We start from the raw sequence: 15888 nt of genomic DNA on the forward strand, positions 1-15888 counted from the left end.
AAAAGTATGATGATCGACCGGGAAACGCAGGTAGTTGACTGCCGATGCGGCGCAGGACTTGGCAAGGGAGGAGGGCTGGCTCAAAGAGGCACTCTTTCGGAAGCCGGGCGTGCCGATGTGGTTGCTATTGCCATGAGTCCCGGACAGAGGCATATCACAAAACCGGTATGTGAGATTACATACGGAATGAGGAAAGAAAACATTCAGGTGAGTGTACTCGTGCTCTACTCAGGTTCAGGGATACCCGAATACGGCTTGAGGACTGGATCATTTGCACTGAGTCCGGTAGAAGTCGCACAGATTGAAATGCACAAACTGGCTGTTATTCACCTCGGAAATATCAAGGACCACGTAATCAGAAAAACCAGGGAGATTCTGAGCCAGGCTGATATACCGGCAATCGTTGTCAGCCAGATCCCGGTGGATTTTGAAGATTTTGCAGAAGCAGGGATAAAGACGAGATTAGTGATGCCAAGGGATGAAAACATTCGTACAAAAGGAATTGTAATGGATATGGTAAGTGGAGTTACACGCGGTGACTTCTGTCCCAGGGATAAACTAAATTCAATTGTTAAATACGTCAAGACGACACTAGACCAATTAGAAGATCATAAAGGAGTTGCATGAGATGGCATACGAAGCACAGTATTATCCAGGCGCTACATCTGTCGGCGCTAACAGAAGAAAGCACATGTCCGGAAAACTTGAGAAACTCAGGGAAATTTCCGACGAAGACTTAACTGCAGTTCTCGGACACCGTGCCCCAGGGAGCGACTACCCAAGCACCCACCCACCACTTGCAGAGATGGGCGAGCCTGCATGCTCTATCCGCGAGGCTGTAGCAGCAACACCCGGTGCAGCAGCAGGAGACAGGGTCAGATACGTTCAGTTCGCTGACTCAATGTACAACGCTCCAGCTACCCCTTACTTCAGATCATACTTCGCAGCAATCAACTTCAGAGGTGTGGACCCAGGTACCCTTTCCGGTCGTCAGATTGTTGAAGCCCGTGAAAGAGACATGGAACAGTGCGCCAAGGTCCAGATGGAAACCGAAATGACAGACCCCGCACTCGCAGGTATGCGTGGTGCAACTGTACACGGTCACTCTGTCCGTCTCCAGGAAGACGGTGTAATGTTCGACATGCTCGACAGGAGAAGACTCGAAGGTGGCGTCATCATTATGGACAAGGACCAGGTCGCAATCCCACTCGACAGGAAAGTAAACCTCGGCAAGCCAATGTCCAGCGAAGAAGCCGCAAAGAGGACCACCATCTACCGTGTGGACAATGTAGCCTTCAGGGACGATTCAGAAGTCATTGAATGGGTACACAGAGTATTCGACCAGAGAACAAGCTACGGATTCCAGCCTAAATGAGGTGATCATAATGGCAGCAGACATTTTCTCTAAATTCAAAAAATCAATGGAAGTCAAGTTCACACAGGAATACGGTTCAAACCAGCAGGCTGGCGGCGACATCACCGGCAAGACTGAAAAGTTCCTGAGACTCGGCCCTGAACAGGATGCAAGAAAGCAGGAAATGATTAAGGCCGGGAAAGAAATCGCAGAGAAGAGAGGCATTGCATTCTACAACCCGATGATGCACATGGGTGCTCCTCTCGGTCAGCGTGCAATTACTCCTTATACTGTTTCCGGAACTGACATCGTTGCAGAACCTGACGACCTCCACTACGTCAACAACGCTGCAATGCAGCAGATGTGGGATGACATCAGGAGAACCTGTATCGTCGGTCTTGACATGGCTCACGAGACCCTTGAGAAGAGGCTTGGTAAGGAAGTTACCCCTGAAACCATCAACCACTATCTCGAGACCCTCAACCACGCCATGCCCGGTGCAGCAGTGGTTCAGGAAATGATGGTCGAAACCCATCCCGCTCTTGTGGACGACTGTTATGTAAAGATCTTCACCGGTGACGACGAACTTGCAGACGAAGTCGACAAGCAGTACGTTATCAACATCAACAAGATGTTCTCTGAAGAACAGGCAGCCCAGATTAAGGCCTCCATCGGCAAGACAACCTGGCAGGCAATCCACATCCCAACAATTGTCTCCAGAACAACTGACGGTGCTCAGACCTCCAGGTGGGCAGCCATGCAGATCGGTATGTCTTTCATCTCCGCATACGCAATGTGTGCCGGTGAAGCAGCCGTCGCTGACCTGTCTTTCGCTGCAAAACACGCAGCCCTTGTCTCCATGGGTGAAATGCTCCCCGCAAGGCGTGCCCGCGGACCAAACGAGCCCGGTGGACTTTCCTTCGGTCACCTCTCAGACATCGTCCAGACAAGCCGTGTATCCAAAGACCCCGCAAAGATTGCCCTTGAAGTAGTCGGTGCAGGCTGTATGCTCTACGACCAGATCTGGCTCGGGTCCTACATGTCCGGTGGTGTCGGGTTCACCCAGTATGCAACCGCTGCATACACCGATGACATCCTCGACAACAACACCTACTACGACGTTGACTACATCAACGACAAGTACAACGGTGCTGCGAATCTGGGTACTGACAACAAGGTTAAGGCAACCCTCGACGTCGTAAAGGACATCGCAACCGAGTCCACACTCTACGGTATCGAGACATACGAGAAGTTCCCGACTGCCCTTGAAGACCACTTCGGTGGATCCCAGAGAGCAACCGTGCTCGCAGCTGCATCCGGTGTTGCATGTGCCCTTGCAACCGGAAACGCCAACGCTGGTCTCTCCGGCTGGTACCTCTCCATGTATGTCCACAAGGAAGCATGGGGCCGCCTCGGCTTCTTCGGTTTCGACCTGCAGGACCAGTGTGGTGCCACAAACGTTCTGTCCTACCAGGGCGACGAAGGTCTCCCAGACGAACTCCGTGGTCCAAACTATCCGAACTACGCAATGAACGTCGGTCACCAGGGCGGATACGCAGGTATCGCTCAGGCAGCCCACTCAGGCCGTGGCGACGCATTCACCGTCAACCCACTCCTCAAGGTCTGCTTCGCTGACGAGCTCATGCCCTTCAACTTCGCAGAGCCCAGGAGAGAGTTCGGCCGCGGTGCCATCAGAGAGTTCGTGCCTGCTGGTGAGAGATCCCTCATCATCCCGGCAAAATAAACTCAATAAATCAAACACTTTAAAAAAGAGTAGGCCTTCGGGCCTGCTTTTTCTCTCTTTTTCCCACCCGAATTGCGCTTCAGGAGCACGGCGTCCTGCCATAAAAATGTGTATTCAGATTGTAAATCGGTTTTCCCTCGGATTTTTGATGTACTGAAAAGGATTAATATGATTTGTATTTAAGATGCGATTTATAAGCTCCCAATTCCGATAGATCTCCGCATTGGATAAAAATCTCATTTTTTAACTGGATAAGGGCCATTAAACAGCATTCTTTCCATTCCAGGTTCATATAATCCTACTTCAAATCACGACTACTTTTTTGCCTAATTTGCCTGCGGCTTCCACAAATTCTGCTGTATCCACACCGGGAAACGTATCTACAATACAAATATCGAATTTTTCATCCAGACAATTCACTAATTCTCTTACATCCATACTATAAATTTCAAATTTTTCTCCGGATGCTATTAATTCTTCTTCGCTGCCTGAAAGTTTGACCGGAAATCCATTTGCTTCTAAATTAACCAAAGTAGTCTCTGTTGCAGGCTTCCATATGTCATTAAAAACAACTTTTTGAGCGCCGGCTTTAAGGCATGTGAGTCCCAGTGTCCCGGGACCACAGGTACAATCAAGAACAGAAGGCTTATCATACTCATTCAAAGCTTTTTTAAGTATCTCTATTTTGGGGGATTCTACCGTTGGAAACTCTATATGAATTTCATGCTGATATTTGTATATCCCCAAAGCCCCGTAAGGAGTCTGTATAATATCGCATCTCAAATCGCATCCGGCAAGAAGTTCATATACATGAGGATTTGAGTCGGAATCTTTTATACCCACAGTTTTTCTTGCATCTCCCTTTAATACCCCTTTAACTTCTCCAACTTCCTTTACAATTCTTTCAGCACATTTTTTATCTACTTCATTGGACAATATTATTAAAGAATTTTCAGGCAAATAGGGAACAGAATCGGTCGGATAGCCAGGGGTTACAAGAGGAACACAGGCATTTCTCAAATTGGCTTTTTTATCTTTTATTCCTTCATCGATCATTACTTTTAGCACGTGAGCCATTACAATATCAAGTTGCCTCTTCCCGCAGTCACAACTTCCAAAATTGTTATCTATTTCGTCCAGGTTAATTTGTTCTGCCAGAGGAGAGAATTTTCTTATTTTTTCTGTTTTGCAATCGTTGCATGGTTTATAGAATAATTCAATGTCTTTCAGTGCTTCCGAAACAGGCCTTATGCACGTATCTCCACACCTGCATCTTATTTCCATATGCTTAAATATGGATATTTTCTATAAGTACTATGCCATTCTTATTCTTCTTGGATTCCGGTCCGGATTCGTTTAGAAGGTAAATGATTCCTTTTGCCGGTTGGAAGTTAATTCAAAAAAAGAAAATGCTGAAAGGATGAGGATTCCTTTCATATCGGTTCTCAAAGTTAAATAAAATCTGAATTAATCTGAATTAATCTGCAATTAGGGATCCGGATTGTATTTTAGACTCATTCTTCCGAAATCTGTTCAAGCTTTACTCCAAGATTGGACATATCTTTAAAGAAGTCCGGGTAAGAGATCGCAACGGATTCGGTTGTGTCAATTGTCGTGTTTCCTGCTACCATCCCTGCAAGGGCAAGGGACATAACAATCCTGTGGTCGTCCCAGCCGTGGACTGCTGCTCCTTTCAGTTCTCCTCCGGTGATGGTCAGACTATCTTTCTCTTCTTCAAGCTTGACACCAAGTTTCGGGAGTTCGGTTGCAAGGGCTCGAAGGCGGTCTGTTTCCTTATAGCGGACGTGCTCAGCATTCTCAATCCTGCTTGTCCCTTCGGCAACTGCTGCCAGGACGGCGACAGTCGGGACAAGGTCAGGGGTTGCTCCGGCATCGAAGGTAATGGCTTTTAATTTCTTTCCTCCTCTGACGGTCACAATACCGGCTTCTCTTTCCCAGCCGATGTCTGCTCCCATCTGTTTCAGGGTTTCGATAATCAGTTTGTCTCCCTGTTTTGAGGGAAAGAGGTTTTTAACGGTAATTTCGGACCCCTCGGTCATGGCTGCGGCTGCAAGCAGGTAAGACGCCGAAGAAAAGTCGCCCGGAATGGTATATTCTTTGAGGTCGTATTTTTGCTTCCCGGGGATGATGAACTTCGTGCCGTTATTCTCATCGGTGTGGATTTTGACTCCTGCCAGTTCAAGCATCTCAATGGTTACGTCTACGTAAGGTCTTGACTTCAGTTTCCCTATAATGGAAAGTGTGGTACTGTTTTCTGCAAGAGGACAGGCTATAAGGAGGGCAGAGATGAACTGCGAACTGATAGATCCTTCAATGTTCACTTCTTTTCCCTCAAGCCCGCCTTTGACTACAAGCGGAGCCCTTTCATTTCCCCGGGTAGAACAGGTACTGGCTCCCAGCTGGTTAAGAGTTTTGAGAAGGGGCCCGTTTGGCCGGGTGCGGAGAGAAGAGTCTCCGGTAAGTACCGTGATCCCTTCCGTTAGCCCTGCTATTGCGGTCATGAGGCGAAGGGTTGTCCCTGAGTTTGCAGCATCAATCACATCATCGGGAACATTGGGTTTTCCATTAAATCCTTTAATGATGAGATTTTCTTCCTTTCTTTCAACCGAGGCTCCGAACATCTCGGAAGCTCTGATTGTGGCGAGGGTATCGGCGGAGAGCAGGGGACGGTGAATGATCGATTCTTTTGAAAGGGCTGCCAGGGTTATAGCCCTGTGGGTATAACTCTTTGAAGGAGGGGCAAAGACTTCCCCTTTGACCGAGGATTTGCTGATGGAAACGCGCATGTATAATCAGAGCTCTTCGATTTTTTTATTCCGGAGTTTTTCCTGAGATTCAAATGCCTGCTTTTTTGATTAAAAATTTGCTTGAAAACCTTTCAGTTTATGCCTTTCACGATATTTTCTACCATGTCCCAGTCGTGGTCATAGACGTGGGCTGAAATACTGACTGTGGTGATCATTCCCGGTTCAACCCCTACTCTTCCGGCAACATATTCAAGAAGTTTTGAGATCCCGTAAAGGTTTGCAGGGTAGGCTCCTCCGAAGTCGTGGCTCCTGAAGAGGGTTGTGAGGTGGACTTTCCCGTCCCGGATTTTGAAATCGTCCAGGATCATGCAGGGGACTTCATTGACTTTCGTGTCCACAGGCGGGATCCAGGTGACAGCCGTAGCCCGCCGGGAAGTGGGGCTTTCCTTCAGTTTCTCGATTACGTATTCGATCTGGTCCACTTCTTCATTCCAGTTCCTGAGGCGCTGCCCGTATGTGTACTCAAAATCCTGTGCATTTTCGCCCGAAATCAGCTGTTTTGCATACTCTTCGAGCCTTTCTTCGTTCCAGGCGGTATCTTCGGGAATTCTGTCCTTATAGGGGTTTTCAATTACTACCATCAGGTCCATGAATTCCCTTATCTGGCTCCCCCTTTCGTCGGTAATTACCTGCCCGTGGTTCCAGATGATGTTAAGCCCGCGGTACCATGCATCAGAGATATTCTTTGCCCTGATGATCCTGCCAATCTCAAACTTGTCTTCCATAGAAAATCCCCGTATCAGATTAGGATAGTTTTTAACGATCATTATCTAATTTACCTGCTATTTACAGTATATTTATCATGAACTAATGAGTTAAAACTGATGCTTTTGCTGACTTTGTTTTATTGGCTATTTGCCCCTTCCCCTCTATCTATCACTTTCTTTTATAAGTGCTTTTTCTCCTGCGGATTCTGACTATTTACTGTGTAATTTGATAACATATAGCACGCTAAATTTAAAAAAATACCGGAAAACTTTCAGAGAGAAGATGAGACGGAAAACAGGCTGAAAAAAAGATAGAAACAAAATAGAAAGCAAAAGTAAAAAAATGTTTTAGAGGGCTTTAGAATCTCATTGCCCTCAGGCGTTTTACCCTCTCATCAGTTACCGGGTGAGTCCTGAAAAGAGACTGGAGCGTTCCACCTTTGAGCGGGTTTACGATGAACATGTGTGCGCTGGTCTCTTTTGCCTGGACATCCCTGATGCCTGGCTTGAAGTGGGAGTTTCCGTACTCGAGCTTTTCAAGGGCATCGGCAAGAGCCCAGGGTTTTTTAGAGATTCTTGCTCCTTCTTCGTCAGCTGCAAATTCCCTTGACCTTGAGATTGCAAGCTGGATCAGGGTTGCAGCAAGCGGAGCAAGCACCGCCATTACGATAAACCCGATGATGCCTCCGTTGTCGTCGTCCCTGCCGCCAAAGCCGCCGAAGATTGCAGCCCAGCGAGCCCAGGTAGCCAGCATGGTAATTACACCTGCAATGGTTGCAGCCACCGCACTGATCAGGGTATCCCTGTTCTTTACGTGTGCAAGCTCGTGTGCCAGCACACCTTCGATCTCCTCAAAGGAGAGCAGGTTGAGAATCCCGGTCGTAACAGCTACAGCCGCATGCTGCGGGTTCCTGCCGGTTGCAAATGCGTTTGGCATCCCGGAATCAACAACATACACTTTGGGCTTTGGAATATTTGCTTTGAGAGCCAGCCCGTCAACAATCTTGTGAAGGTTCGGGGACTCTGCAGGGGTTACTTCTCTTGCCCTGTACATTTTCAGTACAATCTTGTCGCTGTACCAGTAACTTCCAAAGTTCATGATTACTGCAAAAAGAAAAGCAATAATCATCCCGCCCGTTCCGCCGAAGTAATCTCCTATAAGTACCAGGAGCCCTGTCAGGGAAGCAAGCAGAACTGTGGTTCTAAACATATTTTTCATGACTTCTCACACGACGTCCTCCCAGGCTAATGTCTGGGTTTTCGGTCTTTTGATACGTATGTTTTGCAGTTGTTTCTGTAATTTTGCTTGAATAGTATCAAACATATATCTTTTGGCTACAGATATATATTTTTTATCTCCTATTCGGAAGATTTGTACTTTTGTACCATTTTAGTTTCCTGATTTATCCAAAAATACATTTTAATTCCATAAAATAGAAGATTTATTCCCCAAACGGGAAGGTTTATTTTTTTACAAGAAGTCTCATTCCACCTTCCGGTTCAACTCTCATGTTTTAAGTTGCAACACCGTCAGATTCCCGGTTTAGAGATTATTATGCTGATTTTGTCTTCGAACTTCGTTTTTTAGTTCGATTTCAAACTGTAATATGGGAGTTTCAAGTATATATTATTTATTAAAAGAAATTTTTATGGAGTTTTTCATGAAAGTGATGAAGCTTAGATTTTTCCGGGCTAATCGGAGTCCAAAGAATTATGCTCCTTTCAAGCTGAACGCCCGGTATTCAGATTACTCCGTCTTCAAAATAATCGGTGTCCATCTTCTTCACTTCATATGATTTGACCTTCGAAACCCCAACATCATATTCAATCATTAGCCTTGCAAGCACCTCCCCGTCGATAAGGACAATGTTCCCTGTAAAGTCTGCATATTCAATAGCTTCTTTTGAAAAATTCGAGGTCGTTATGAAGACTCCTTTCTTTGCCTTCTTTCCTATCAGGGCTCCGGCGAATTTCTGAATTTCAGGTCTTGTGACTGTACCTTCCCAGCGCTTAGCCTGTATATAAATAACATCAAGCCCAAGCCTATCTTCTTTTATAATGCCATCAATACCACCGTCGTGACTTTTGCCAACAGCTTTCCCGGCATCGGCTCTTGAACCTCCATAACCCATTTTTGTCAGGACATCGACAACCAGTGATTCAAAGAAAGTAGGAGAGCATTTTTTAGTGGTAGAGAGAATTTCGGAAACAAGTTCGTTGTGAAGTTTCTGGTAAGCAATTTCGAGGGACTCTTCGGGATCGAGAGCTTTTTTTCCTTCTATTTCAGGAACATCTGGCTTATCAATTAAAATCGTTTTGTCTTTATTGTAAAACTCATTAAATTCTTTATACCGCTTTAAAAAATTAACATCAATGGAAGGAGGTTTTTCTTTAAGAACATCCAACCCTCTCCGTGTAATGGAAAAATATCCCTTTTTTCCGGAGTTCAGAAGTCCGGCCTTTTTCAGATAAGTATTAGCCCATCCGACTCTGTTTTTAAAAATAACTTGCTGGCCGCTTGGCAGTAGCTCTTTTCTTTCTTCTTCACTCAGCCTGAATTCTTCGGCTAACTGTTCAATCGCATCACGTATTCGATGTTCTTTGCCGTTTTCTGCATACTTTAACAGAGGGAGCATTAAGGACTGATAATCTGGAATTACCATCAAACCACTCAAAAACCATTTTCTTATCCAAATTTTTTAATGTCTTTCCTTTTATGGTTTGCTATTTTTCTTATGTCATCCTTCAATTTTATATTCCAACCTCACCAGCCCATTCTCATACCTCTTCGTATCAATCATCCTGAGCCTGACTTCCTTCCCAATCCGGTTAAACAGCGGAATCCCACCCCCAAGAATTACCGGAACAACGAAAATAATCAAATCCTGCACAAGGTCTTCTTCGAGAAATGCCCTGATAAGCTGCGAACCGCCCACGAGCCAGATATCTTCATCAGTATTTTCTTTCAGCCGGCGCACAAATTTCCCTACGTCCCCGGAAACAAATTCTATATTTCTTTCGCGGCGCAGGGGTTCGTTTTGTCTTGTAAAAACATACGTTTTCTTCTCTCCGTAAGGCCATACTCCGAAGCCCAGTACCTGTTCATAGGTTTTCCTGCCCATAAGGACTGTGCCGATCGAGGAGTAGAATTCGGAATATCCGTAGTCGGTTTCGGAACTGTTTTCGTATTCAGTTAACCAATCGATATTGCCGTTTTCCCGGGCTATAAAGCCATCAAGGCTGCAGGCGATGTAGAGTTTTATTACGGGATTATTTTCTTTCATTATCCCTTCCCCTTTCAGTAATTGTTACTTGATTTTATGTGATTTTGCTTTTTATTTATTGTTTCATTTCAGTTGTTTTATGGTTCGGGCCGTTCGCAAGCGAACGGGACAGGACAGACGGGGTAAGCTATTCACGCAGCTCGGGTGAAGTTTTTGCTCTGATTTTCTCTCGCCTTTACCATATTAGGTAGGGATACACAGTCTCTCTCATAGTGGTCTTTTGTACATTTTTCCAGATTATAGGGCAGCTCGAAGCGAGTGTGGGAAGAGAAAGAATTCTTTACATCAACTTCGAGGACGAGAGAATCCTGCCGCTGGATGTTAAGGACCTTAACTCAATCCTTGAGGCGTATTATGAACTCTACCCTAAAAATGTGGACCGGGAGCTGTATCTTTTTTTTGATGAGATGCAGAATGTTCCGGGATGGGAAGTCTATGTGCGCAGGCTCTACGACAGGGGAGATTTGAAACTCTTTCTTACGGGGTCGAGTTCGAAAATGCTCTCAAAGGAGCTTGCAACAAGTCTTAGAGGTCGAACTCTTTCTTTTTACCTCTATCCTCTGGATTTTCTGGAGTATCTGGATTTTCGGGGAGTTTAGCCTGTTAAGGATTTTGAGTACTCCAGGCAGCGTTTTGAACTTAAGAAGTCCTTTGAGGAGTACCTCTATGAAGGTGGATTTCCCGAAGTCGTACTCGAAGCTCCGGAGTCCCGGAAGAAGATTCTTCAGGATTACTTTGAAATGATGATCTACAGGGACCTTGTAGAACGCTTCTCTATCCGAAATACCACCCTGCTCAAAACTCTCACAAAATACCTGATAACAAACATTGGGAATCCTTTCAGCGCGACTTCCTATTATAAAGTGATAAAGCAGGATCAGGAAGCCTCAAAAGGCACTCTCCTCGAATACATATCTCACCTGGAGGACATCTCCCTTGTCTATTTTCTGCCTCTCTTCAGTTATTCTTTAAAGGCACAGGCAATAAACCCCAGAAAGGTATACTGCATAGACAACGGACTTCGGAACGCCGTATCTTTCACCTTTTCAAAAGACGAGGGCAAGCTTGCCGAAAATCTGGTTTTCCTTGAGCTCATGCGCCGGGGAAAAGAAATATATTACTGGAAAAATGGGGGTGAGGTGGATTTCATAGTTAAGGAAGAGGAAAATTCACTGACCGCTATAAACGTCTGCTACACCGATAGGATTGAGGAAAGAGAAATACGGGCACTGGAAGAGTTTTCAGGGGTGGAAGGCTTCGGAGCTCAGGTGAAAGAACTCCTTCTGCTCACAAAAGACACTGAAAAAACAGAAAATGGGATAAGGTACATGCCGTTGTGGAAGTGGATGCTAAAAACATGAAATGCATGGGAATGAATTTTTGCTATTGTTTGAGACTTTTCCTGGTGGTCCGACCTGGCAGGATTTTTCTGAAAAACTTAAGTGTGTTGGATGCTTTTTGTAAGTGGGATTAATTTCCTGCCCGGTTTTTTAGATCTGTTTTTGGATCTGTTTCTAGATCTGTTTTAGATCTTTTCTTTACGGGATCGGGCTGCATAATGTATTTTGTAAAGTATGCTTTTGTAAAGTATGCTTTTGTAAAGTAGACATATCAGCGGGCGTTACGGATGGAATTCAGGCTGAAAATGGGTTAAGGGGTTTGTCTATGGCAATAATGGAAAAATCGTTTAAAATTGAAACCGATTCCCTGGATGATGAGTATTTTAAAGGCTTGATCAGGAGCGGATGCTTGAGAATTATGGGTGAAACTGAACCATCTTTGAGCTGTCTCCCCATTGTTACACCAAAAAATGAGATGTATGATTTTTATGCCTATGAATATATCTGGACACTGAGTTTCATGTCTCATCTGGATGAAAGGGAGAGACCGACCCTCGATTGGATCAAATGTTTGAAAAAAACAAACACAATTATCGTGCAGATTTTTTTCCGCACTTCAAATACAAACTATACGGTCCGGGAACTGACCGCAACTTTAAAACCTCCTCTTATGACCAATAAAAACCTCTGGGATACCTTTTGTGACTCCTGGATGAAAATAACGGGAAGAACTGCAAAACTCATTGGAGATACCACAAAAATCCCTTCGGTTTCACAGGTAGGGGAAGTAATGGATATGCTTGGTGAACTTGAAAAAGATGTAGTGCCCAGTTCTCATGCTTACCCCTGGTATTTGAAAACAATTGTAACCACAGATGAGGAGGGAAATCTCCTGAACGGGGTCGAGTGGACAATTGATAGAAAAGCTTTTCACAGCATTGGTAACAGATTGATGGGTGGAATTTGCCTCATGTTCATAAAATCTTCTGGTTCGGAGAAAATTAAAGCTCCTGTTAAGCTGGATGTAAGAGCGAGAATCACCTTCAAAGAGTTAGCTTTAAACGAGGGTAAACATCATGACTTTTGGATTCCGGCTAATCCTAACAGGAAAGGCTTTGAAAAAAATGGCTTCTTTTTGGAAGTAAATCCAAAATGCGAAACTCTTTGAAATGTTTATTGGCCATGTTCCGGAATATCTGAACTCAGGGATCGCCCCTATTCGATTGTTAAGCTTGTTTTTCTTTTTTGCTTTTTAAATCATAACCTTTTTACCTTTCCTCCCCAAAAACTCCTGCATGTCATCTGAAGGCACTATGTTTCCCCTTAAAGCAGATCACTCTATCAGAGACCGCCTTTACTGGAATTTTTTCAATATGATCCCCTTCCTCATCGGCTCAATTGCAATTGCCAGGGATTCTCTCAAATGGGTTGCCGTTTACATTGGAATAGCTCTTTTTTTCTTCTTGGTAATCGAATTTCGCTTTGCCTGTACCCACTGCCTTTACTATATCAGAAGCAAGGGATGTGTAAAATGCATGATGCTTTCGGGAGTGCCAAAGATTTTCAAAGCCCGTCCCGGTCCTCACAGCTCTTTTGAAAAGGCGATGACTATTCTCGGAGCTCTCCCCATGTTTCTCTTTCCGGTCTACTGGCTGGTCAGGGACCCTCTGCTGCTGGGGGCTTATGGTGTTTCCTGGGTACTGTTCTTTTTGACAGCCAGGCGGTACGAGTGCGTAAGGTGCCTGAACTTCGAGTGTCCTATGAATCGGGTGCCTTCAGATGTCAAAAAAGAGTTTGAGAATGAGGATAGGCTTTCCGGGAACTTTGAGTTTTCCGGAAAAGGGATTCGGAAGTCATGTTCATACCTATGCGTTTCCTTGCGAACAAAACATGAGTTTAAGGACTTTCTTTACTGGAACTTCGTAACGCTGACTATTCTATTTTCGGCAGGGATTGCGATCGGTATCAGTTCAACAGGGTGGCTTCTTGCATATATTTTCATAGTTTTTTTCCATTTCGATATCCTGGAACAGCGCTTTTTCTGTACTCATTGCCCTTATTTTGTCAGGGGAGAAAAAAGTTTGAGGTGCATGATGAACTGGGGCTGGCCAAGGCATTTCAGGCCCAGGCCGCATCCGCCGGGAAAATTCGATCTCGTTATTACCACAATGGGGTTCATAGTCGTGCTTCTCTTTCCGCTTCCCTGGCTTTTGAAAATGCCGTTCCTTCTGGGGGCTTACTGCATTTCCATTTTGCTTTTCTTGCTGACAATACGGCGGTATGAGTGCTCCCGCTGTATTTATTTTGGATGCCCTTTTAACAGGGTGCCGGTAGATGTGAGGAAAGAGTTTGAAAAAAGGAACGAGTTTGAAATGGGAAAACGAGTTTAATGAGGCCAGAACGATTTAAATGACTGGTAATATACAGTGCAGTACCGTGTTTTTCAGTTTTCATATCGCTTTTTCATCATTGTTTAAGCATTGGACCGGTTTTTCCCGCCACTCTGGTTAAAGTCCCGAAAATTCGCTAGCAAGCAGTCTATATAGCTTTTATTTTTTTCTGGATTCTGATATGTTATCCTAAAAATTCTAATTGTTCTGAAATAGAAATCTATTTATTTTATAACTAGGAAATAGGTTACCGTTCTCCGGGTATACTGTGCTGAAAAGACTCCAGAAAATAATAATGAGGTTATTTCCCGAAAACTCCCCGTAAGCCGTAAAAACATAACAGTGCTCCAAAAAACAGATTCATTAGCGTTTTCCACTCTCAGTGACTGTATATCTATTTAACAACTGAATATATTTTTATATCTTTATGTTTATTCGAACATAACGATTAAAACATCAAAAGTCTGTAGGGATTTCTATGCGTGAAAAAATAGGTACAATGTTAATACTCTCTCTGCTGGTTCTGGCTATTGCGTCCTGTGGGTGTGCGGAAAATACAGACCAGCAGGCTGTTCCGAACTCAAGTGTTGTGCTCCAGAATTCGGATACCGTACAGATTACCGATATGCTGGGCAGGCAGCTAACCGTGCCGGGTGAGATTTCCTCGATCGTAGCTACTTCTCCTCCTTCGACTATTCTCGTTTATATGCTTGCACCGGAAAAGCTTGCAGGCTGGAATTTCAAAAATAATTTTACCCAACCTTTTATGGATGAAAATTATACAAGTCTGCCAGTCATAGGAGGCTGGTTCGGGACCCAGACCGGAAACTATGAAACTATAATCAGCATGGACCCTGACATTGTAATTGAAGGATACACCACGGACGGACAGATCAATGACGCCATAGAGCGCAGGCAGGAAAGTTTCGGCAGCATTCCGGTGGTTGGTATTAATGGCTCCATTATCTTCGTGACACAATCCGATCCCACCATCGAATATGTGGGTAAGCTGCTTGACTGCGAAGCCCAGGCGGAAAAACTGATTGAGTTTCGCAGTTCGATCCTTGATGAGATCAACAGCACTGTAAAAGATATTCCAGAAGATGAAAAAGTACGGGTTTACTATGCCGAAGGGCCGAAAGGCCTGATGACCGATCCCTCAGGTTCTCAGCACTCCCAGGTTATTGATATTTGTGGGGGTATCAATGTTGCCGACTGTCCGCTAACTCCGGGAAGCGGTATGACCCAGGTTTCAATAGAACAGGTCATGGAGTGGAACCCCGAGGTAATTCTCACTTCCAATCCGCAGTTTTACGCATCCGTATATTCTGACTCTCTCTGGGAAAGCGTGGATGCTGTCCGGAACAAACGGGTATACCTTGCTCCTCAGAATCCTTTCTGCTGGATCGATAGGCCCCAGGGTCCTCATCTCATAATCGGGACTGCCTGGACTGCAAAAATGCTGTATCCGGACCTTTTTGCAGATATGGATCTCTCCGGGCTGACCCGTGAGTTCTACTCGGAATTCTTCCACTACGAGCTTACGGATGAACAACTGAATACGCTCCTGAACCCTGCAGCAGAGGCCTGAACGTGGACGAAAAGGGCAAATCTCCGGGATTTCCCTATATTGCCGAGCACATCTTTGCTCCTATCTACCCTGTAATAGCGGCTCATATCGTCAAAGAAAGCGGGATAAATCAGGGCATATGCCTGGATCTGGGATGCGGTATTGCATCCCTGGGGATCGCTGTTGCGGAACTCACGGATATGCAGGTCTATGGGGTTGATTTTTCAACGGAGATGTGCAGGCTTTCAAAGGACAAAGCTAACCGTCACTTTCTTTCATGTAAGGTTGTTCCTTTGCAGGCTGATGTCCACCTGCTGCCCTTCAGGGATAACGCCGCAGCCCTCATAGTAAGCCGCGGCTCCGTATTTTTCTGGAAAGACCTGCCTGTGGCTTTCAGGGAAATTTCCCGTGTCCTTGCTCCGGGTGGACAGGCGTGGATAGGGGGCGGTTTTGGCACAAAAGAGTTGAAAGCCCAGATCTCTGAACAAATGGTCGAAATAGACCCGGACTGGCATACTGCTTCAAAAAAGCGTCTCAGCCCGGAAACGATTCGGGCTATACGGGAAGCCGGGGAACGGACTGAAATCCCCTGTCATGTGGTTAAGGACGATTCCGGCTTTTGGGTGGTCCTGAGCAAGGAAAAGTAATGGAGATTAAGAAAGGAGGTTAAA

At 45.1% G+C, this 15888-nt stretch carries 15 protein-coding genes; 9 read left to right on the forward strand and 6 right to left on the reverse strand.

Annotated elements, in window-relative coordinates:
• Window positions 1-6 precede the first annotated feature (6 nt).
• The 3 genes from mcrC to mcrA are packed head-to-tail and all read left to right on the forward strand — an operon-like array spanning window position 7 to window position 3098.
• Window positions 7-627 (forward strand): methyl-coenzyme M reductase I operon protein C, encoded by a 621-nt coding sequence (gene mcrC, locus MSSIT_RS20295; protein WP_048174270.1) that lies wholly within the window; start codon window positions 7-9, stop codon window positions 625-627.
• Between the two features lies 1 nt (window position 628).
• Window positions 629-1375: a coenzyme-B sulfoethylthiotransferase subunit gamma gene (mcrG, locus tag MSSIT_RS20300; protein ID WP_048174271.1), complete on the forward strand. Its 747-nt coding sequence runs from the start codon at window positions 629-631 to the stop codon at window positions 1373-1375.
• A gap of 10 nt (window positions 1376-1385) precedes the next feature.
• Window positions 1386-3098 carry a coenzyme-B sulfoethylthiotransferase subunit alpha gene (gene mcrA / locus MSSIT_RS20305; RefSeq protein ID WP_048174272.1) on the forward strand — a complete coding sequence of 571 codons (1713 nt, stop codon included), beginning with the start codon at window positions 1386-1388 and terminating at the stop codon, window positions 3096-3098.
• 303 nt (window positions 3099-3401) lie between these two features.
• On the opposite strand, the gene MSSIT_RS20310 is transcribed toward mcrA, so the two are convergent.
• The 6 genes from MSSIT_RS20310 to MSSIT_RS20335 form a co-directional block, all read right to left on the reverse strand.
• Entirely contained in the window at window positions 3402-4382 is a 981-nt protein-coding gene (locus MSSIT_RS20310) for a 50S ribosomal protein L11 methyltransferase (protein ID WP_048174273.1), read from the reverse strand.
• A 230-nt stretch (window positions 4383-4612) separates the two neighbouring features.
• Complete coding sequence (gene aroA, locus MSSIT_RS20315; RefSeq protein ID WP_048174274.1) at window positions 4613-5905, reverse strand: 3-phosphoshikimate 1-carboxyvinyltransferase; 1293 nt, start codon at window positions 5903-5905, stop codon at window positions 4613-4615.
• Between the two features lie 92 nt (window positions 5906-5997).
• The gene (locus MSSIT_RS20320; RefSeq protein WP_048174275.1) at window positions 5998-6651 is read right to left on the reverse strand and encodes a thymidylate synthase; all 654 of its coding nucleotides are present in this window, start codon (window positions 6649-6651) and stop codon (window positions 5998-6000) included.
• Between the two features lie 340 nt (window positions 6652-6991).
• Window positions 6992-7852 carry a zinc metalloprotease HtpX gene (gene htpX / locus MSSIT_RS20325; protein WP_048174276.1) on the reverse strand — a complete coding sequence of 287 codons (861 nt, stop codon included), beginning with the start codon at window positions 7850-7852 and terminating at the stop codon, window positions 6992-6994.
• A 523-nt stretch (window positions 7853-8375) separates the two neighbouring features.
• Window positions 8376-9296 carry a restriction endonuclease gene (locus MSSIT_RS20330; RefSeq protein ID WP_048174277.1) on the reverse strand — a complete coding sequence of 307 codons (921 nt, stop codon included), beginning with the start codon at window positions 9294-9296 and terminating at the stop codon, window positions 8376-8378.
• Window positions 9297-9371: 75 nt separating this feature from the next.
• Window positions 9372-9917 carry a dihydrofolate reductase family protein gene (locus MSSIT_RS20335; RefSeq protein WP_048174278.1) on the reverse strand — a complete coding sequence of 182 codons (546 nt, stop codon included), beginning with the start codon at window positions 9915-9917 and terminating at the stop codon, window positions 9372-9374.
• Between the two features lie 212 nt (window positions 9918-10129).
• Here MSSIT_RS20335 and MSSIT_RS21485 point away from each other — a divergent pair, with 212 nt between their 5' ends.
• The 6 genes from MSSIT_RS21485 (at window position 10130) to MSSIT_RS20360 (ending at window position 15864) form a co-directional block, all read left to right on the forward strand.
• Entirely contained in the window at window positions 10130-10516 is a 387-nt protein-coding gene (locus MSSIT_RS21485) for an AAA family ATPase (protein ID WP_052721742.1), read from the forward strand.
• 141 nt (window positions 10517-10657) lie between these two features.
• Complete coding sequence (locus MSSIT_RS21490; RefSeq protein WP_052721743.1) at window positions 10658-11278, forward strand: ATP-binding protein; 621 nt, start codon at window positions 10658-10660, stop codon at window positions 11276-11278.
• Window positions 11279-11582: 304 nt separating this feature from the next.
• Window positions 11583-12425 carry a hypothetical protein gene (locus MSSIT_RS20345; RefSeq protein WP_048174279.1) on the forward strand — a complete coding sequence of 281 codons (843 nt, stop codon included), beginning with the start codon at window positions 11583-11585 and terminating at the stop codon, window positions 12423-12425.
• A gap of 127 nt (window positions 12426-12552) precedes the next feature.
• Window positions 12553-13647, forward strand: coding sequence for a hypothetical protein (locus MSSIT_RS20350; protein ID WP_048174280.1), 1095 nt, complete (start codon window positions 12553-12555; stop codon window positions 13645-13647).
• Between the two features lie 478 nt (window positions 13648-14125).
• Complete coding sequence (locus MSSIT_RS20355; protein WP_048174281.1) at window positions 14126-15238, forward strand: iron ABC transporter substrate-binding protein; 1113 nt, start codon at window positions 14126-14128, stop codon at window positions 15236-15238.
• Between the two features lie 2 nt (window positions 15239-15240).
• Window positions 15241-15864, forward strand: coding sequence for a class I SAM-dependent methyltransferase (locus MSSIT_RS20360; RefSeq protein ID WP_048174282.1), 624 nt, complete (start codon window positions 15241-15243; stop codon window positions 15862-15864).
• Window positions 15865-15888 lie beyond the last annotated feature (24 nt).

Source organism: Methanosarcina siciliae T4/M, assembly GCF_000970085.1.
GTDB classification, from domain to species: Archaea; Halobacteriota; Methanosarcinia; order Methanosarcinales; family Methanosarcinaceae; genus Methanosarcina; species Methanosarcina siciliae.